Source organism: Shewanella sp. SP2S2-4 (assembly GCF_031932025.1).
In the GTDB taxonomy this organism is placed as follows: Bacteria; Pseudomonadota; Gammaproteobacteria; order Enterobacterales; family Shewanellaceae; genus Shewanella; species Shewanella baltica.
The window spans coordinates 47,656-67,090 of record NZ_JAUOER010000019.1 but is presented as its reverse complement, the minus strand read 5'-3'; the positions used below and the strand labels follow the sequence as shown (position 1 = coordinate 67,090).

Here is a 19,435-nt window from a genome sequence, read left to right as displayed (position 1 = left end):
GGGCTGCGTTTTATTTCAGGCGAAAGTGGTGCTTAGTCTTCAATTTCCGCATTGTGATAGACGTTTTGTACGTCGTCACAATCTTCTAAAGCGGCGATAAACTTTTCAAACATAGCCACATCTTCACCTTCAACTTTAGTCATGTCCTGCGGTACGAAGGTGATGTTGTCGAATTCGAAGTTAACGTCTGGCATCGCTTCGGTCAGTGCAGTTTTGACCTTAAAGTACTCAGTGTGCGGCGCGTAAACTGTGATTAAGCCATCTTCCAGCTCTACATCGCTCACATCAACGTCAGCCATCATCAGCAGCTCTAAAATTGCATCTTCGTCATCGCCCGCAAACACGAATACGGCTTGATGATCAAACATGTGGCCAACAGTGCCTGGGCCGCCGAGTTTGGCATCGTTTTTCACGAAGGCTTGACGCACTTCGGTGAAGGTACGTTTTACGTTATCGGTTAAGCAGTCAACAATGACCATGCAGTTGCCAGGACCAAAACCTTCGTAACGGGCGGTATCGTAATCTTCACCACCGCCGCCTTTGGCTTTTTCAATTGCGCGTTCAATAACATGCGCAGGCACTTGGTCTTTCTTAGCGCGTTCAATCAAGCGACGCAGTGATAAGTTTCCATCGGGCTCAACGCCGCCTTGTTTAGCGACAACGTAAATCTCTTTACCGTAGCGTGAATAAATGCGGGTTTTTTGACCGGCTGTTTTCGCCATGGATTCTTTCTTGTTTTGATATGCTCTGCCCATCTTGATCTCGTTAGCTCAAAAAAATTGCGCCGATATTAGCAGTTTTCTTGGCATAAGTGCAGTCGTCCATGTGGGATTTATTACCGAGAAGGCGACGGGGCACGCATTTCAGGGCAAAGTTGGCTTTTTCAGATGGGGTAAACTTGAGAATGGACTAAGACTAAATCACGCGAAATTAATACTAATGTCTAATGCCATACACACGCGAGACTGTTGATGATAGTTAGCTGCTACTTTGTTTATCTAGCGAGATAAATTTTCTAGCTTATTCAGAGAAATAGACTAAAACTATAAATCTTGAGCGTTATCATGGTGAGTCCTTCCTAGTCAGTTGTAATCGATAGCGGCTGAACGAGGGCTAATGATTCGACTTTTAGCATTTCCCTTTCATTTTTACCTTGCTCAGTTACGGGAAGTATATGGAAATACAACAAAAAATCTTAATTCTCATCAGTTTCACTCTGGTCACTCTAGGGAGTTTATTGCTTGCGGGACTGCATCTTCCGAGCATTGTGCAGGCGCTGATCTTGGGCGCAATCACCTCTGGCTTAGTGGTGTGGGTGTGTTTGCGCGCAACTAAGGCTAAGCTCGACACCGATGAGGCAAATACTAAGGCATTAAAAGATCAAAGCCTTCCCGCCCATGATATCAGTGTGCAAACCAGTAAGATTGCTATTGGTTCGGCTGAAGTATCGCATTTTATTGATTTACTGAATAAATCTATTGAATCAAATGGCGAGCATGCCAGCGCTATTGCCGTTGCCGCGGGGCAATTGAGCCATACTACGGCCCAACTTGGCGATAATGCCGCCGATATTTTAGGTCAGGCACAAGAGGCCGAGCGTGTTAGCGTGCAGGGGCGTAGCCAAGCCCAAAAAGGTGTAGCGGCTATTCGCTCGCTGAGTACAGATATTGATACCGCCGCTGAACAAGTACAGGCGCTTAAGTCGCGAGCCGAAGAAATCCAAAAAATTACCGAAGTGATTAACTCTGTTGCAGAACAAACGAATTTGTTGGCGTTAAATGCGGCCATCGAAGCAGCTCGTGCGGGAGAGCAGGGTCGAGGTTTTGCTGTCGTTGCTGACGAAGTACGCAGCCTTGCGGGTAAAACCGCGGGTGCGACCCAAGATATCGGTAAGATGTTATTAGAAATCCGCAGCGAAACCGATAAAACCTCTGGACTGATGGAAAGGGTCGTAACGCAAACCGCCGATGTGGTCGCGGCTATGGGTGAGTTAGACGCGCATTTCACCGAGATTTCGGCCTCAGTGACCCAATCGGCCCATGCCTTAGGTGACATGGAAGATTCGCTCAAACAATATAACAATACCACTAATGACATTAGCAGCTCGGTGACTCAAATCCGTGATTCGTTAAATTTAACCGGTAAACAGAGTCATAGCGTATCCGAGCAGGCCTTTACCTTATCTTTGACCACTGAGGGGATTTTTAAAGCGCTGTCTAAATGGGATACACAAACCTTCGATCAGCAAGTTTTGCAATTGGCGAATGCCGCCGCTAAAGCCTGTGGTGACAAGTTAGCACAAGGTTTAGCCAGCGGCAGTTTTAGTGAGGCGGATTTGTTTAATCCTAAATACCAACCGATTGCCAATACTCAGCCGCAAAAATACAGCACAGCTTTCGATCGTTATACCGATCAGCATTTTCCAACGATTCAAGAACCCATTCTGGCAAAACACAGCGAAATAATCTATGCGGGAGCCGTTGATAAAAAAGGTTATTTCCCGACTCATAACAAACGCTTTAGCCAAGCACTGACGGGTAAGGTCGAAGTTGATATGGTGCATAATCGAACCAAACGTTTGTTTAATGATCCGACAGGCATCCGCTGTGGCGCTCATACCGAGCCTGTATTACTGCAAACCTACAAACGGGATACGGGCGAAGTGATGCACGACTTGTCAGTGCCTATTTTTGTGAATGGTAAACATTGGGGCGGATTTAGGGTGGGATTTAAGGCTAAGTAAAGTCATCACATTTAGGTTATTTACTCTAAAAAATGCATAAAAACGCACCTTGGGATGTATTACATATGTGATCCTTGATGGGTAATTGATTAACATAATAGAAATAGATTGGCATCTTTTTGCTGAAGTGCTTAAATAGCTCAAGATGCACAGTTAGATACAGTGTTGTGCACCATAATAAAAATATAAAAATTAAATAAGACCTTAATCATTTGATTTAAAAGTGTTTAAAATATCTTTGGGGATATTTTAATTGGTAGAGGACAGGGAGCTCTCTTGCGACGTAAAACAACGCAGCAGACGCTGCTTAATGTGAGTTAAATGTGATGCAAGCAAATCAAGCGACTGTTACTGTTCTATATTATGATGCGCCCGTAGGGCTAATTATGCACAATGCTGTGCTAGCTGATTTACCTGTGAGTGACGCTGGACGTGTGATGATACCGGCAAGTTTTCGTAAGGGAAAATCGATCATTGCCGTACTTGAAGGTGAATGTAAGATACTGAACTCATTGGGCGAGCGGGTATTTGCTCAGGCTAATATAGGTTGAAATTAGCTTATAATTTCAAAAGGTTATAATTAAAAAATTAACATTCAATAGATTAACATGTCAAAAAATACTCACCTTTGGGACGCATAATCGCCTTGTTGAATTATCGTCTCGACTTTCTCTGCAATACTTCTTTTAATCTTATTTAATAATGTACAGAACGTATTTACTGCGCTTTATCGGCTTGAATTCAAGGAGATGGTGACGCTTATATCGACTTGAATAACATCACCTTCCATAGCATCACACCCAATAATTTGACTCTCAATAACTCGACATTCAACAATATCTGAGCGATTACCAGCCATACATCTGCATTCATTAGCCACTATCGATTTAGTCGCCCAGATATTCGCCATTGAACAAATTAAAACGCCTTTAATGGCAGACTTCAGTTAGTAATCGATCGGCAAGATGCTGTAGGGTTTCGGCATTTGGATGGGTGTGAGCGAAGGTTCTTAAACCATAAATTCCCATCATAAAATATTGGGCTCTTTGCTCGTCGCTGCGATGACCTTCTAGCAGTCCTTGCTCGGCTGCGCTGATAAATTGCTGCGTTAGCGCTTGCTGCCAAGATTGCAGATACTGATTGATGATATCTCTAATCTCAACATCTTGCTCAGCCACTTCATTTAATGCCTTCGTCAATAAACAAGCTTGGGCGCTATCACAACTTAGGCATTCGGCAACAATATGATCTAAATAAGTTTTTAAGTTCGTTAGTACATTTTCGCTTTTAGCGAAAAGGCTGTTGAACTGCGCATTTCTGTCGAGTTGATATTGCTCAATGGCCGCGATTAATAACCCGCGTTTATTGGTGAAGGCACAGTAAATCGACCCCGGATGTAATCCCGTGGCTTGAGTAAGATCTTGCATGCTCGTTTTGGTGTAACCTTTGTGCATGAAGGCGGCCATAGCGCCGCGAAGTACCTGTTCTCGGTCGAACTCTGCATTACGCATCGAATTTAATTCACTTGTATAGAAACGCTTAGGCCAGATTCTACCTAAATTTGAATAAACATTCAAAAATGAACTTGAATGATCGTTCAAATAATAATATCTTGAATGCATATTCAAGAATGGGACTGAGAAAATGACCACACAAACCACGCCAAATTCATTGGTAAATCTGTTCGATACCTACTCACTTAATGACACTATCACCTTAAATAATCGTATCTTAATGGCACCTTTAACCCGTTGTATGGCGGATGCCGATTTAGTGCCGACCGATGATATGGTTGCCTATTATGCACGCCGCGCCGAAGCGGGTTTGATCATCACAGAGGCGACGATTATTCGTCCCGATGCTCAAGGTTACCCAAATACCCCTGGTATTTTTACTCAAGCGCAAATTGCTGGCTGGCGTAAAGTGACCGATGCGGTACATGCCAATGGCGGTAAGATTTTTGTGCAGTTATGGCATACGGGCCGTGTTGCTCATCCACACTTTTTCGGTGGTGGCGATGTGCTTGCGGCATCAGCGCAGAAAATTGAAGGCAGCGTGCCAAGAATGCGCGAACTGACTTATGTCACGCCAAAACCCGCCACACTTGAGGATATTCAAGGCCTAGTGCGTGATTACGCCAAAGCGGCGGAAAATGCCATTGAAGCTGGCTTTGATGGTGTTGAGATCCACGGTGCAAATGGTTATTTGATTGACACTTTCTTACACCATGACAGCAATCGCCGCACCGATGAATACGGTGGAACACCTGCCAATATGTCCCGTTTTGCGCTTGAGGTTGTCGATGCTGTTGTGGCTTGTATCGGCAAAGACAGAACCGGTTTACGGATTTCTCCAGGGGCTTATTTCAATATGGCGGCAGATAGTCGTGACCGCGAAGTGTTCGATTACTTCTTGCCTGAGCTGGAATCCCGCGATATCGCTTTTGTGCATATTGGGATTTTCGATGACAGCATGGAATTCGATTATCTTGGTGGCAGAGCTTCAAGCTATGTGCGCGCACACTATGGCAAAACCTTAGTGGGAGTTGGAAGCTACAGCGCTGAAACCGCCAGTGAAGCGATTGCGGCGAATAAGTTTGATTTGATTGCTATTGGTCGCCCATTCATTGCCAATCCTGACTATGTTGCTCGCGTGCGTGAGGGCGTTGAACTGGTTCCTTACAGCGACGAAATGCTAGCAAGCTTAGTGTAATTTCGCTTAATAGCTTTATAAAGAAAGGGTTAGCATGTGCTAACCCTTTTCGTTTATTTTATCTCGTGCCTTTTATTTAATCCGTTTTAACTAAGGATCTGAGTGCGGTGAGTTTTTGCTGAGCGATGCCGAAAATGCTCTCGGGAGAATATTGCCCTTGGCTAGGTGTGGCCGTTTGCGGCAAACTTCCTGCGGTTTTACCGAGCAGTAATTCCATTGCTTGAGTCACATGGGTAATAGCCCAAATATGGAATTCGCCCTGTGCCACTGCATCGACAATGTCTTTGCGCAGCATAAGGTTGGCCATGTTCGAGGCCGGAATAATCACCCCTTGCTCCGGCGTACGGCCTTTTATTTTACAAACATCGAAGAAGCCTTCAATTTTTTCATTCACGCCGCCAATGGGTTGAGCCTCACCAAATTGGTTCATCGAACCTGTGATGGCAATATCTTGCCTAATTGCTTGCTCGCTAATCGCTGAGATAATGGCGCAGCATTCGGCCATCGATGCGCTGTCACCGTCCACACCGCTGTATGATTGCTCAAAGGTGAGGTAAGTGGTGAGCGGGATTTGCGCCGTCTTACCTAAAACTGATGCTAAATAAGCGGTTAAGATCAACACGCCCTTAGAATGGATCCGGCCTCCAAGTTTGACTCTGTGCTCGATATCCATCACTTCACCCTTACCAAACGCAGTGGTTGCTGTGATGCGATTGGGCATACCAAACTGATGATCTGAGGTCGAGATGACGGATAAGGCATTGATTTGCCCAACCACTTTACCCTGAGTGCTAATCAAGGTCGTGCCGTTGGTAAAGCTTTGCATTATGTTATCGTGCAGGCGCGAGACTCTTTGCTCCTGATTTCGCAGTGCTTGCTCAACGTGCGGCACTAAAATTTGTTGACTGCCCGAAGATTTAGCGCAGTAGTTTGATTCCCGCAGCAGGTTGGCAATATTGGCTGAGTGTAGCGACAGTTTTTGTTGATCTTCGGCTTCCCGCGAGCTGTATTCGATGATGCGTGCTATAGCCGCACGGTCGCAATGTAGCATGTTGTTGTCGTGAACTATGCTCGAAATAAAGCGGGCATAGTGCGCCTCAGAAGTTGAGGTTCTGTCCATCACATCTTCAAAATCGGCGGTAACGCGGAATAACTCACTGAAGTCAGGATCATAGTGCTGTAACAGCTGATAAGTTTCGTGATCGCCAAACAGAATAATTTTCACATCTAAGGGGATAGGCTCAGGCGCCAATGAAATCGTGCCCGACAGTGACACTTCCCGCTCCAGTGAACTTAAATCGAGTTTGCGTGAACGCAGGGCGCGTTTTAACCCGTCCCACACGTAAGGGCGCTCTAACACTTTTACGGCATCCATCAATAACACGCCGCCGTTAGCTTTGTGCAGACTGCCAGAGCGGATAAGTGAGAAGTCGGTGAACACTGTCCCCCTGAAGGTAGCGTTTTCCACATAGCCAAATAGGCTGTGATAACTTGGGCTTTCTTCTACGACAATAGGGAATTTTTGAGTCCCTTGAGCGACCAAAACGTTAACTTGGTAGCGGCGGGGCATTTTCTTTTCAAGGGAAGCGTAGGCTAGGCCCAGTTGTTCTTCACTTTCTTCTAAAAAGATATCTAAATTGTCTAAGATATCCGCCTGCATACCGGTTAGGAAAGTCCGCGCTTCGGGCTGGTGCTTGAACTTATCTTTGAGTGGCTTAATAAAATGAATTAACACTTCTTTGGCGACTTGTTCGTCATGCTCTTGCTGCTTGTCGCTGAATTCTTCTTCCCATTCAGTGATTTGGCGAATAATACCGCGCAGTTTAACTTCTAGGCCATTGATATTACTTTCAAATTGACTACGTTCAGTCTCTGTCAATGCTTCGAATGAAGCTTCGTCATGGGGTTCATCACCATTGAGCGCTACCATTTGATAGTCGCCCTGCATGGTTAAACTGAGGCTGATGCCTTTCTGTTTCGCTTCTTCGGTTAATTCAGTGAGTGCGACTTCTTGTTTCTGTGATAATTGGCTTTTGAGCTTTTCAGTCCGGGCATAATACATTTCATTATCAAAGGCTAAAGGCATAGCTTTGACAAGTTTAAGCATCAACTTTTCGACGGCTTTTTTAAATTCAAGCCCCGTCCCTGCGCTCAGTTTCAGCACTTTAGGGCAACGGGTATCATCGAAATTGACCACATAGCACCAATCGTACAGGGTATGGTCGTTTGGCTCGTGACGGCTTAGGTAACGCAGCATCATGGTCCGTTTGCCGAGGCCGTTCTGACCTATGGCGTAGATGTTGTAACCCTTTTCTTTAATTCCCATTGCAAACTCTACCGCTTGCTGGGCGCGTTCTTGGCCGACAATATCATTGAGAGGTGTGAGTTCTGCTGTCGATTGGCAATCTGTGCTTAATTGGTCGAGTTCGCAAATGCGATATAATTGTTTACTGTTGAGCAGGGTAGCTTGGCTTGATACGACGTCAGTGGGCATAAATATCCTTGGTTTTTCAGCCTTATTATTTCCATTGTAGACAATAAGATAGCATTTTTGTCAATCAAAACTCTGTTATTGCTGATATATGTCTTTAGGGATGGTTTTCTCTCGCTAAGAAAGTGCTGAATTATCGGGGGAAGACTTAATTGATTAAGTCTAACTAATTGTTACTCAATAAACTTATCGCGATACTGACACTAAAATTTTGTGCTAAAGTAGCAAATGCAATGTTAGTTGGATTTACCCGTGCAAGCAGTCTGCTGAGTGTGAGTAAGTTAGTGTGAATTTTGATGGTTTGACCTCTACCACCCTAAAAGGTGGATATGATGGAGTAAGTTTTAGATCCAACCTTAGTGCCAATTGAGATGTATTGATTTGATGTTAAACGTAAAATTTTATGAGATTTTACTGCTTGGTTAACGTTTTCCCTCTGTAGCAATATTGGGCATGTGTTTAAGGTCTTACGGTATTCTCGCCGTAGGCCGATTGAGCAGTAACGAGATCTGAGTTGGCAAGATGATGATAGATGTACCTATTAAGCAGCAACAGCTGGATAACTGGTTGAGTGACTTAAATTTAGTCGCTGAGTTATCAAGCAGTAAAGCAATGTTATTAGCATGGAATGCTGCGGGTGAACTTAGCAGCATGTTAAGTTCAGACTCTGCGGCTGAAAGTGAAATACAGGCAATACTCAGCCACCTAAGTGGCAATCATTTGGCTAACACCCAGCCTGTTATAAGCCAGTCCGTTGCGATGCCGTCAATGGTCACACCATCTGAAATCGTTCCTAATCCCTTTGATATTATTGATAAACCTACTACTCCCCCGATAAGCAATGCTAAGTTGTCCAGCTTGAGTGAGCCGATTTCAGCATTGCCCCGATTAGGCAGTCATCAAATCACGGCTGCATTATCTGTATCACAGCTAACTGAGCAGGTACGTGAGCCTCTGTTAATTATGGATACTCGGCAGCACTCAGATTGGCACACTTGTAGCGCAATCGGCAGTGTGATTTGTTTGTCTCTCGCTTGGCCATCTGGGGCAAATTTTGGCTTTTTATGTTTTTATCACCATGAGGCTCAAGGCGTAGATTCGAAAACGCTGCGACTTGCCAAGCTCATCAGCGATAGCATTCAACACCGGCTAGGCGAGATATTAAGCCAACACAGTGAGGCAGAAGCATTAAGCCGAGGTGCGCCATCGAATATCGATACGGTCGACTTACAAAGTTTTATCGATAGTTTTGAAGAACATATTTGGATGAAAAATGCCGCTGGTATTTACACTCTCTGTAATCGCAGCGTCGAAAAAGCGTGGGAAATGCCCCGCAGCGAGATTGTCGGTAAATCCGATGCCGAACTTTTTGGTGAGGATATTGCGGATATTTTCCTAGAGGGTGATAGGCTCGCTATCGAGTCTGGCATGCCTATTATTGTCGCTGAGTGTTTAGATGGCGGTGAAACCAAAAATCATCTTTGGTTAGAAACGCTTAAACTCCCAACCTTAAATTCCCACGGTGAATTTGTGGGCGTTATCGGTATGACTCGCAATATTTCCAAGCATAAAGCGGTTGAAGAGCAGCTAACATTGGCGACCAATGTGTTTAAAAACTCGGTCGAAGGTGTGGTTGTGACCGACAGGCACGGCAATATTACCGACGTTAACGGCGCCTTTTTTGAGATCACAGGTTATGTAAGGGATGAGCTGATCGGTCAGAATCCACGGATTTTCAGCTCGGGTCGCCATGATAAAGCATTCTTCGACAAACTGTGGAATGCCCTGTTGGCAAACGGTAAGTGGAATGGTGAAATCTGGAATCGGCGTAAAAATGGCACTATTTTCCCGCAAAATATCACCATAAGTACGATTTATGACGAAGTCGGTGATGTGCGTTATTTTGTCGCGGTATTTGCCGATATTTCTGCCCAGAAAGAGAATGAAGCGCAGCTTACGCACTTAGCCTATTTCGACCCGCTAACGCATTTGCCTAATCGCATGAAGTTTATGATGCAGCTCAAACAAGAAGTGCGACAAGCTAAGCGACTGAATTTGCAGTTAGCGACTGTGATGATTGATGTCGATTTGTTTAAGCATATCAACGACAGTTTTGGCCATAGCATAGGTGATGAAATGCTGGTCGAGCTTGCCAAGCGTTTACGCAGCCAAGTGGGCGATCAGGATGTGTTATCACGTATTGGTGGCGATGAGTTTGTGGCATTAATTTCGGGGATCGACAATAGCGAAGATGCTACGGTTGCCATTCATCAATTGCGGCAAGTGTTTGAACAACCGTTTATTGTGAGCACGGGCGACCACTTGCGTTTGACCGCGAGCATGGGTGTTTCCTTGTATCCAAGTGATGGAAACGATGCGGACACTTTACTGCGTAACGCCGATGCGGCTATGTATCGCGCCAAAAATGATGGCCGCAATAATTACGCTTTTTATACTGAGTCCTTAACGCAGCAATCTTTTGAACATCTTAAGCTGCAAAGTGCCCTTTATGGTGCGATTGAGCAAAATGCCTTGTACTTGATGTACCAGCCAAAACTCGACTTAGTGACTCGAAAAACCGTGGGATTTGAAGCGCTGTTGCGTTGGCACGATCCTCAACTGGGTTTAATTTCGCCCGCGGTATTTATACCCGTGGCGGAAAAAATTGGTCTTATCCATGAGATAGGTTTATGGGTGTTAGAAACCGCCTGTCGTCAGGGCATGCGTTGGCTTAGTGAAGACAAACACTTTGGCCGCATTGCAGTGAACGTAGCTGGACAGCAGTTACAGCGCAGCTCCTTTGTGGATGATGTAAAACGTGTCTTAGCTGAAACGGGCTTGCCCGCCAAACACTTAGAGCTTGAAGTGACCGAAAGTGTGATGATGCAAAATCCCGATCTTGCTATCCGTGACTTAAAGCTCCTTGGCGATTTGGGCATAGAATTATCGGTCGATGACTTTGGGACCGGTTATTCATCGCTGAATTATTTGAAAAAACTACCCATCCATAAGCTGAAGATTGACCAATCCTTCGTGCGGGATATTCCCTTCGACACTAACAATACCGCGATTGCTAAAGCTGTGATTGCGCTTGGACATGCGTTGAAGCTCGACATTATCGCCGAAGGAGTGGAAACCAAAGAACAAGCCGATTTTCTGCAACAAAATCAGTGCGATCAAGCCCAAGGTTATCTCTTTAGTCGTCCGCAACTACCAGAAGATCTCGACGCATTTCTATCGTGATGCTGGCGTATTGCGAGTCTGATTGTAAGGCTGACTATCCTGAAATTGATTTAGTTTCATCCGATAGAACCACAGGGCTAGCGCTATGGCGCTAGTCGCTTGGGTTTGTGTCTGCTAAAATTCTGGTCATTATTTTCAGTGGTTAACTGCAATGTCCTTTAGTGTCTTATCCTTAAACTCCACATTAGTGAATACCTTAGCGAGCCTTGGTTATGAGTCGCCAACGCCTATCCAGCTAGAAGCGATTCCCGCCATCTTGGCGAAACGGGATGTGATGGCTGGCGCTCAAACAGGTACAGGCAAAACCGCGGCGTTCGCCTTGCCAATCTTGCATCATTTGTTGGCGCTCAGCCCTTTGCAAGAGTTAACTGCGGTGAGACCCGTACGTGCATTAGTCTTAGTGCCGACACGTGAACTGGCGGTGCAGGTACAGCAGAGTTTTGTTAATTACGCTAAAGGGACAGATATCCGTGTCGGCATCGCCTACGGCGGCGTGAGTATCGATGCGCAGGTCGCTGTGTTTAATGCAGGGATTGATGTGTTAATTGCTACGCCGGGCCGTTTACTCGACCACCTCAGACAAGGCGCATTGAGTCTTAACCAATTGAGCGTGCTTGTGTTTGATGAAGCCGACCGTATGCTCGACATGGGTTTTATGGATGAAATTCAAGCCGTGATCAAGCAAGTGCCGAGTGACAGACAAACGCTGTTATTTTCTGCCACCTTAGATGCCGCCATCTTCAGCTTAAGTAAAACCTTACTGCGCGATCCCAAGTTGATTGAAGTTGCCAAGCGCAACACGACCGCTGCTGAAATTGAACAAGTGGTTTATGCCGTCGACGCAGACCGTAAAACCGAACTCGTCAGCCATCTGGTACGCAGTAAAAACTGGCATCAAGTGCTGATTTTTAGCCGCACTAAGCAAGGTGTCGATAAATTGGTTCAGCAACTCAATAAAGCCGATATTAGTACTCAGGCGTTTCACGGTGACTTATCCCAAGGTGCGCGCGAGAAAGTCTTGCAGGAATTTAAACAAGGCAAGATTCAAGTGCTAGTGGCCACGGATGTTGCTGCCCGAGGCCTAGATATTGTTGAACTCAAGTATGTGATTAACTTTGAGCTGCCTTTTATCGCGCAGGATTATATTCATCGTATTGGCCGCACAGGCCGAGCGGGCAGTGCAGGGCTTGCCATCACCCTCTTTAGCCAAGAGGATGCCCTGTTACTGGAAGAAGTCGAAGTCGTATTGGACAAGCGTTTACCACAACAATGGTTACCCGGCTTTGAACCCGACTTTAATAAAATGGACACCGAACCAAGGCGTAACGGCAAAGCGGCCCAAAAACAACGTGCCAAAAAGCGCGCTTTGGGCGGTAAGAAGCGTTAATTTTTTATAGGAGTTTGTGTAGCGGTGTAAAGTTAATCATGTTTATCGTTTCACCGTCAGTTAGCGTTTTAATAGGATTCGGCCTTTTTGAATTGTTTTTTTGGGTGTTGTATGAAGCGATTGATGCTGTTTTTGGTTTTTATCTTGTCTATTCCTTCCGTGATCATCGCTGCATTTGTCTTTGAGGATATAGGAGGACATATTTTATTCTCTTGGTTCTCATTTACCCTTGGTCTCATCGGGATTGGTGGAATATTGAGATTTAGAGAGGATCAATTTTTAACATACGATATCGTTGAAGGGACTATTATTTCACTGGATGAAAATACCAGATACAGCCCAGAACATGAGCACTTCAGGTACCAACAAATTTTCATTAATCCGGTTGTAGAATATTTTTGGCAAGGAAAGCGTTATACAAGAGGAACTCTGATTAATTATGACGAACAAGCTTACACTCGGTTTGGACCTCAAATCGGTGACAAGATCAGTTTATGTGTTCCAATCAATTGCCCTGAAGAAGCGATTGAAAACAAATTTCTATCTAGATATATACATTTAATCATTGGTTTAATTTCTATTTCGATTTCAATCGCACTTGCTGTATTACTCTTCTCGTACTGATTTTTGCCGTTTTCATAGGTTTTAGTGATGGCGGAGCCAATCGTTAGCAGCAATGCGTATGTCTTAGATGGTCAAGTCCAAGCAGGTGATCTGAGTTATATATCTCATTCTCAAACTACCCAAGCTAGAAAATCTCAAACCATCCGAGCTAGCAAAGCTTAATTGTGGAAATAAAATCTCAAATTGCGTTCCATGAGCAGAGCAAACAAAAAGGGCTTAACCTTGCGGTTAAGCCCTTCTGGTAAAATTGGTGGAGGCGGCGGGACTTGAACCCGCGTCCAGAACACCTACATCCAAGGCACTACATGCTTAGTCTCTCTTTTAATTAACCCGAATAAACTCCGAAAGACAGGATTTCATCGGGCGAGTCCGGTACTATTTCGCGGTTCACCCCCGGACGGAGTTCCCTCGCTATCAAATGTAAGATGACCATCTGTATACACTGCCCATTTGAGAGACCTGTGTCAGATGGCTAGCTAGCCTAAGCTGCTAGAGCGTAGTTATCGTCGTTTGCAACTATAACTTTGCGGCTTTTTACGAGGCCAACCGCCCCTCGGCATGCTCCCAGGGTTTCGTGAATCCTGTCGAATCCAGAATCGCCCCCAAGAATTTGATTGTAACCCGTAGCATAATGATTACCTAGCATCATTTGCTTCAAGTTCAATCGTTTGTTCATTATCCGTGCGTTTTTTCTTTTTTCATCACACGGGCTTTTTCAACTTCCCATTCACGCGCTTTAGTATCTTCGCGCTTATCGTGATCTTTCTTACCTTTACCTAGGCCAATTTCCACTTTTACCCATGCACCTTTACGCCAGTACATTGAGATAGGAATGATAGAGTAGCCTTGGCGCTCGACTAAGCCAGCCAGTTTATCTAGCTCTTTACGGCTGAGTAGCAATTTTTTTAAGCGTAGTGGGTCGCAGACAACGTGTGTCGAGGCCGTATTCAAGGGAATAATGGTGCAGCCATGCATAAAGGCTTCGCCATTTTTCAGGAATACGTAACAGTCAGACAAGTTGACTTTACCCATACGGATAGATTTAACTTCCCATCCCATGAGGGATAGGCCAGCTTCCATTTTTTCTTCGAAACGGTATTCGAAGGTTGCGCGCTTATTACGTGCGATAGTCGCAGGCGCGGCTTTGCTTGATTTTTTCTTTACCATAGTGGCGCCATTATACGCACGGTTAATCAATTTGGTATTGATATAAGGTTTTATTTAGCTAATTTCAAGCCTCTATCGCGTTGTTGCTGTTTTTTTGAACGCGATTAGGCTGTTGAGTATCAACCTAAGTGCACAAGGGGTGCGTTTTTTACGTATCGTGATAAAATCCGTGCAAATTTTGATTGCTTGCCTAAGTTGTTCATCTTGCGTGCGTTCTTTTTGTGCGTACGAGTTTGTTTAGGTCGCTGTGAATACGTTAGTGAAGAGTGCTAAGTCCTATGCCGCAAATTTCTCGAAGTGTGTTAGTCCGTTTTAGTGCGATGCAAATGTATGACTTAGTGAATGATGTCGAGTCGTATAAAGAGTTTTTACCCGGTTGTGTGGGTGGCAAAGTCTTAGAATTTGACGGCAAAACTATGCTGGCATCTGTGGATGTGAGTAAAGCGGGGATCCGTAAGACCTTTACGACTCGCAACCAAGTGGTTCCTGGTAAGAGTATTGATTTAACATTGGAAAATGGACCCTTTAAGCATTTATTGGGGCAGTGGCGTTTTACTGAGCTGAGTGAAGAGGCCTGCAAGGTAGAATTTGAGCTGAGTTTTGAGTTTTCAAGCTCGTTAGCCGATATGGCCTTTGGTAAAGTGTTTAATGATCTTATGGTATCAATGGTGACGGCATTTACGAGTCGCGCTAAGGTAATTTACAGTGATAAATGAGACAGATAAGTTTGTAGTTGATGTGGTTTACGCCTTACCTACACAGCAAAAAGTGATTTCGGTGAATGTGAATCCTGGCACGTCAGCGATAGAGGTGGTGCGTTTAAGTAACATAGTGAGCTTTTTCCCTGAGATCGATTTAGACACGGTTAAGCTGGGTGTGTTTAGTAATGTGGTCAAACATGACCAAGTGATTTTACCAGGCCAAAGGGTTGAGATTTATCGTCCTTTGATTGCTGATCCTAAGGATGTGCGTCGCCGCCGTGCGGATAAAGCTAAAGATGAAGGCCGCGCGAATAAAGTGACGGGCGGACGAGCTTAATAGGATTGCTATAAAGACTGATATCAGTTTGCCATCATTGCTCAATAAAAAAGCGCCCTTAGGCGCTTTTTGTATTTCATTTGACTGAGAAGAGCATAAGCAAAGTTTAGGATATTACTTAATTGGTTTTTGAACCTGCGCTTCTGCTTGGTTTTCTTTTATTAAGGGCTTGGCATCGGGACGCTGTGCAGGAATTTGTGGCACTAGCTCAGTTTTATTCCCCGTAGGTAAACTACTTTGCTCGAGTGGCGTATCAAATTCTTTGCTTAGCTCATAATCACCATTCACTGCGGTCAGTTTATCACCCGTAAAGTGCAAAATGAGTTCTTTATGCGTAATGCTGGCATCGCGTCCACTCTTGTAGTGATACACATAGTACCAAGTATCGTCGGCGAAACTATCGCGTAAAACCGGACGGCCGAGAATGTATTCGGCTTGTTCTTTGGTCATGTCAATGCGCAACTTTTCAACTTGTTGCGGTTCCATGTAGTTACCCTGTGGAATGTCGGGCTTATAAATCAACCAATCGAACACACTACAAGCACTGAGCGAAACAGAGAGCGCCACAGCGCTCAGCAGGGTAAGACTTTGCTTTTTATTGATCATTGTATGCGCTACTTCTGAAAATCTGGCGGCCATAATACCCAAGCATTCCCCCTCATGACAAGGGCAATCGGGCTTTGCTGCCGTCATAGATCGAATTGTGTGACTTTTCGACCTGCGATGTTGGCTTTAGTTCTCAATCTTTAAGGATATTTATTACTGGAAGTCATGTGGCAGCTGTGGAGGTGTTTTTAGACTCTTAAGCGTGCTGACAGGATTGTATAAAAGGAAATGAGGGCCAGATTTTTTCTTTAAAGCCAAGCAATTAGTCAGTAAGTCGATAAACAGTTTGTGTGGCGATAAACATAGTAATCTTGCTTAAATCAGATTAAAGTTACCGATATGTTTTTATTATGTTCTTGTACTGTGGCTTTAGTTATGAGTTCGCAGTGTTTGAAATAAAGTATTGGGATAGATGCTTTGGGGTCATTAGTTTGTGTAGGCACGGGCTTGCAGCTGGCTGGACAAATCTGTGTGATGAGTCGCAGTTATATTGAACATGCCGATGTGGTGTTTTCACTCCTGCCCGATGGTTTTTCCCAGTGTTGGATCCAGAACATTAATCCCAATGTCATCAATTTACAGTCGTTTTATGCTCAAGATGGCGAAGTGAAAAATCGCCGAGAAACCTATGAACAAATGGTTAATGCTATATTGGAGGCTGTGAGGGCTGGCAAGAAAACCGTTTGTGCGCTTTATGGTCATCCAGGAATTTTTGCCTGTGTTTCCCATATGGCGATTACGCAGGCTAGGGCAGAAGGGTTTTCAGCGAAGATGGAGCCGGGGATTTCGGCCGAGGCGTGTTTATGGGCTGATCTGGGCATTGACCCCGGCAGCTCTGGGCATCAAAGCTTTGAAGCTAGCCAGTTTATGTTTTTTAATCATGTGCCCGATCCGACAACCCATTTATTGTTATGGCAAATTGCGATTGCTGGTGAACATACCTTAACTCAGTTCCATACTACGAGCGACAGGCTGCAGATTTTGGTTGAACAACTGCATCAATGGTATCCGCGAGATCATCAAGTGGTGATCTACGAAGCTGCTAATCTGCCAGTTCAAGCCCCTAGAATTGATTATTTGCCGTTGAGTAAGCTGCCTGAGGCAGACTTGTCTCCGATCAGTACTTTACTGATCCCGCCAGCAAAAAAACTCGAATACAACTATGCTATTTTAACTAAATTAGGCATTAGACCTGAAGACTTAGGCTAAATGCGAGTGCTGTACTTCTGAGCTGAGTTCGGGAGTCATTATATAAATAAGGAAAAGTATGTCTGCATTATCGGATTTTTTTACTCAGTTGGGTCAAGATGCACAGCTGATGGAAGCGTATCAACAGGATCCTGAGGCCGTTATGCGTGCCCATGGGTTAACTGATGAAGAAATTGCAGCCGTCATGTCGGGAGACATGGAAAAACTGAAAAGCTTGAGTGGCGATGGTGATTATCAGTCCTACTTAGTTATTTCCCATGGTAACGGTGAGTAATTGAAACTCCTGCGCGCTTTTTTGTGGTTATGTTCGGGTATATTTTGTTTGCCCTTAATGGCTGCAACTATCAATTTTGATGAGGCGTTAGCAGAGCTAGAACAACTGCAACATACCGATCTATCCATTGCCATTACTAAGCTCCATGAACTTGAAGCTGATTTCGAGCATATGACGCGTTTTCAACAAGGGCGCTTATTAGTATTTAAAGGGACTTCATTTATTTATTCAGGTCAATATCAAGAAGCCTTAGATAATTTAATTCAATCTGAAAATTTAGTTCAAAATAGCGATTATTTATTTTCTGCCTATAGCTATGAGGCAACTGCGTACATCGCCCTACGGAACTTTAAAGATGCTTTTGTTGTAATGAGCAAAAGCCTAGGGTTAATAGATCGAATTGATAATATAGATATCAAACGTGCTGCATATCTACGTTTAGCCGGTTTGTACTCTGCAATGGGCATAAAAGAAGAGGTGGGGACCTACGCGGCTAAGGCACTATCACTTACTGCAGCAGATAATGTAAAAGATATTTGTACTGCAAAGTTGTATTTATCAGTTTATCAATTAGAGCTTGAAATATATGACAAGGCATTTGATGAATTCCAGAACACACACGATTTTTGTGAGTCGAATGGTTTCCCATTGATTTCGTTTATTGCATTGAAAGGAATGGGGGAGTCTAAGTTAAGGTTGCAAGAATACTCTTCTGCAATTGCTTTACTTTTGAAAGCGCTAAAGGGGTACGAGTCTTTTAACTTTCAATTAGAAATTAATAGTGTCCATTCTTTGTTAGCCGAAGCATATTTTTCACTGAAGCAATTTGCTAATGCGGTCGAGCATGCCAAGTTCGTTACGTCATTGCCTAATGAATCTAGTTATACCGAGTTAAAGCATAATGTCTTTAAAGTGTTAGCTGGCTTAAATGCTGAGAATAAACAGTTTGAACAAGCCTATGAGTATTCGAAAAAAGAGCAGTATTACAATCAGCTGATGTTTGATGAAGCGAAAATGAAAACGTTAGCGTATCAGGCCGCTAAATTTAATGCCGATGAACAGGCGCGTGAGATCAATTTACTCAATAAAGAGCGAGAGCTTTATATCGCCCAGCAAACGGTAAAAGAGCGCGAATACACCAATATGCTGATGTTTGTCACTATTCTAGTAGGCGGACTGTTCTTCCTAGGGATTTTGTTCGCAGTAGGCCAGATGCAGAAACGCAAGTTTATGCGTATGGCGAGAATGGATGCATTAACAGGCATCTTGAATCGCGGTGCTGGGCAAGAGTTAGGGGAAAACCTTTTTGTTCAAGTCACGGCCCGCGGTGGGGATTTCAGTGTCATTTTATTTGATTTGGATTTCTTCAAACGGATCAACGATTCTTTTGGCCATGGTACCGGCGATTGGGCGCTTAAAAAGGTGGTTGATTCCCTTAAATCCCATATCCGAAATGGTGATGTTTTTGCTCGTATCGGCGGTGAGGAGTTTGCGATTTTATTACCCTATGCCGATGAAGAGAAAGCCATGGAAGTTGCGGAGCAGTGCCGAGCCCGTATCGAGGCCATTGATACCCAACATTCAGGACATAAGTTCGTCATTACGGCGAGTTTTGGCGTGAGCGGTTTAATGGCTGATGATCTGAGTTTAGACCCATTATTTCACCGAGCCGACATGGCGCTTTATGCCGCTAAGGCCAATGGCCGCAATGCCGTAGTACGCTATTCTGACATCTTAAAATGTGACAAGCAGGCAACTGATTTACGGCGTCATATCGCATCGCCCTCGGTGTAATGTAAGTCGAGTGAACATTTAGTCTCACCCTGAGTTGGCAAAGTCCTTACTGGTTTTTATCGTAGCTTCATTTGTTTCTCGTTTTGGGTTTTGCCGCCACTAACAAAAATGCGACAACAGTCTAAGGTGTCTCTGAACGCTCTTTTA

The 19,435-nt window shown here is 44.4% G+C and carries 16 protein-coding genes and 1 other RNA gene; 11 read left to right on the top strand and 6 right to left on the bottom strand.

Going from position 1 to position 19,435, the window contains the following annotated elements; translation table 11 throughout:
- Positions 1-32 precede the first annotated feature (32 nt).
- Entirely contained in the window at positions 33-755 is a 723-nt protein-coding gene (locus tag Q4Q54_RS15140; protein ID WP_006080823.1) for a YebC/PmpR family DNA-binding transcriptional regulator, read from the bottom strand.
- Between the two features lie 419 nt (positions 756-1,174).
- Between Q4Q54_RS15140 and Q4Q54_RS15135 the strand changes: the two genes are divergently transcribed.
- Positions 1,175-2,743 carry a methyl-accepting chemotaxis protein gene (locus tag Q4Q54_RS15135; protein WP_311988853.1) on the top strand — a complete coding sequence of 523 codons (1,569 nt, stop codon included), beginning with the start codon at positions 1,175-1,177 and terminating at the stop codon, positions 2,741-2,743.
- A gap of 326 nt (positions 2,744-3,069) precedes the next feature.
- Complete coding sequence (locus Q4Q54_RS15130) at positions 3,070-3,294, top strand: TIGR02922 family protein (RefSeq protein ID WP_311988869.1); 225 nt, start codon at positions 3,070-3,072, stop codon at positions 3,292-3,294.
- Positions 3,295-3,672: 378 nt separating this feature from the next.
- Here the strand turns inward: Q4Q54_RS15130 and Q4Q54_RS15125 are convergent, their stop codons facing one another.
- The gene (locus Q4Q54_RS15125) at positions 3,673-4,254 is read right to left on the bottom strand and encodes a TetR/AcrR family transcriptional regulator (protein ID WP_259215265.1); all 582 of its coding nucleotides are present in this window, start codon (positions 4,252-4,254) and stop codon (positions 3,673-3,675) included.
- 133 nt (positions 4,255-4,387) lie between these two features.
- On the opposite strand from Q4Q54_RS15125, the gene Q4Q54_RS15120 reads away from it, so the two are divergent.
- Positions 4,388-5,455 (top strand): alkene reductase, encoded by a 1,068-nt coding sequence (locus tag Q4Q54_RS15120; RefSeq protein WP_311905021.1) that lies wholly within the window; start codon positions 4,388-4,390, stop codon positions 5,453-5,455.
- 76 nt (positions 5,456-5,531) lie between these two features.
- Here the strand turns inward: Q4Q54_RS15120 and Q4Q54_RS15115 are convergent, their stop codons facing one another.
- The gene (locus tag Q4Q54_RS15115; RefSeq protein WP_311988852.1) at positions 5,532-7,949 is read right to left on the bottom strand and encodes an ATP-binding protein; all 2,418 of its coding nucleotides are present in this window, start codon (positions 7,947-7,949) and stop codon (positions 5,532-5,534) included.
- Between the two features lie 519 nt (positions 7,950-8,468).
- Here Q4Q54_RS15115 and Q4Q54_RS15110 point away from each other — a divergent pair.
- The 3 genes from Q4Q54_RS15110 to Q4Q54_RS15100 all read left to right on the top strand — a co-directional run bounded on the left by Q4Q54_RS15110 (position 8,469) and on the right by Q4Q54_RS15100 (position 13,200).
- On the top strand, positions 8,469-11,189 hold the full coding sequence (locus tag Q4Q54_RS15110) for an EAL domain-containing protein (protein WP_311988851.1): 2,721 nt from the start codon (positions 8,469-8,471) through the stop codon (positions 11,187-11,189).
- Between the two features lie 151 nt (positions 11,190-11,340).
- A complete protein-coding gene (locus Q4Q54_RS15105) occupies positions 11,341-12,576 on the top strand; it encodes a DEAD/DEAH box helicase (protein ID WP_311988850.1) in 1,236 nt (411 codons plus the stop codon).
- 111 nt (positions 12,577-12,687) lie between these two features.
- Positions 12,688-13,200 (top strand): hypothetical protein, encoded by a 513-nt coding sequence (locus tag Q4Q54_RS15100; protein WP_014620650.1) that lies wholly within the window; start codon positions 12,688-12,690, stop codon positions 13,198-13,200.
- Positions 13,201-13,448: 248 nt separating this feature from the next.
- On the opposite strand, the gene ssrA is transcribed toward Q4Q54_RS15100, so the two are convergent.
- Together ssrA and smpB are read right to left on the bottom strand one after the other, a co-directional pair.
- Positions 13,449-13,804, bottom strand: a transfer-messenger RNA (tmRNA) gene (gene ssrA, locus Q4Q54_RS15095).
- Between the two features lie 71 nt (positions 13,805-13,875).
- Positions 13,876-14,367, bottom strand: a complete 492-nt coding sequence (gene smpB, locus Q4Q54_RS15090) for an SsrA-binding protein SmpB (protein WP_011790147.1) — start codon at positions 14,365-14,367, stop codon at positions 13,876-13,878.
- 278 nt (positions 14,368-14,645) lie between these two features.
- Here smpB and Q4Q54_RS15085 point away from each other — a divergent pair, with 278 nt between their 5' ends.
- The gene (locus Q4Q54_RS15085; RefSeq protein WP_311988849.1) at positions 14,646-15,083 is read left to right on the top strand and encodes a type II toxin-antitoxin system RatA family toxin; all 438 of its coding nucleotides are present in this window, start codon (positions 14,646-14,648) and stop codon (positions 15,081-15,083) included.
- Positions 15,073-15,405, top strand: a complete 333-nt coding sequence (locus Q4Q54_RS15080) for an RnfH family protein (RefSeq protein WP_259573956.1) — start codon at positions 15,073-15,075, stop codon at positions 15,403-15,405. The genes Q4Q54_RS15085 and Q4Q54_RS15080 overlap by 11 nt, the downstream gene beginning before the upstream one ends.
- Positions 15,406-15,519: 114 nt before the next feature.
- Here the strand turns inward: Q4Q54_RS15080 and Q4Q54_RS15075 are convergent, their stop codons facing one another.
- Positions 15,520-16,011 (bottom strand): outer membrane protein assembly factor BamE, encoded by a 492-nt coding sequence (locus tag Q4Q54_RS15075; RefSeq protein ID WP_311988848.1) that lies wholly within the window; start codon positions 16,009-16,011, stop codon positions 15,520-15,522.
- 417 nt (positions 16,012-16,428) lie between these two features.
- Between Q4Q54_RS15075 and Q4Q54_RS15070 the strand changes: the two genes are divergently transcribed.
- The 3 genes from Q4Q54_RS15070 to Q4Q54_RS15060 are packed head-to-tail and all read left to right on the top strand — an operon-like array spanning position 16,429 to position 19,288.
- Positions 16,429-17,220: an SAM-dependent methyltransferase gene (locus tag Q4Q54_RS15070; protein WP_311988847.1), complete on the top strand. Its 792-nt coding sequence runs from the start codon at positions 16,429-16,431 to the stop codon at positions 17,218-17,220.
- Positions 17,221-17,278: 58 nt separating this feature from the next.
- Positions 17,279-17,494 (top strand): hypothetical protein, encoded by a 216-nt coding sequence (locus Q4Q54_RS15065; protein WP_063882706.1) that lies wholly within the window; start codon positions 17,279-17,281, stop codon positions 17,492-17,494.
- A gap of 48 nt (positions 17,495-17,542) precedes the next feature.
- The gene (locus tag Q4Q54_RS15060) at positions 17,543-19,288 is read left to right on the top strand and encodes a GGDEF domain-containing protein (RefSeq protein ID WP_311988868.1); all 1,746 of its coding nucleotides are present in this window, start codon (positions 17,543-17,545) and stop codon (positions 19,286-19,288) included.
- Positions 19,289-19,435: the final 147 nt, after the last annotated feature.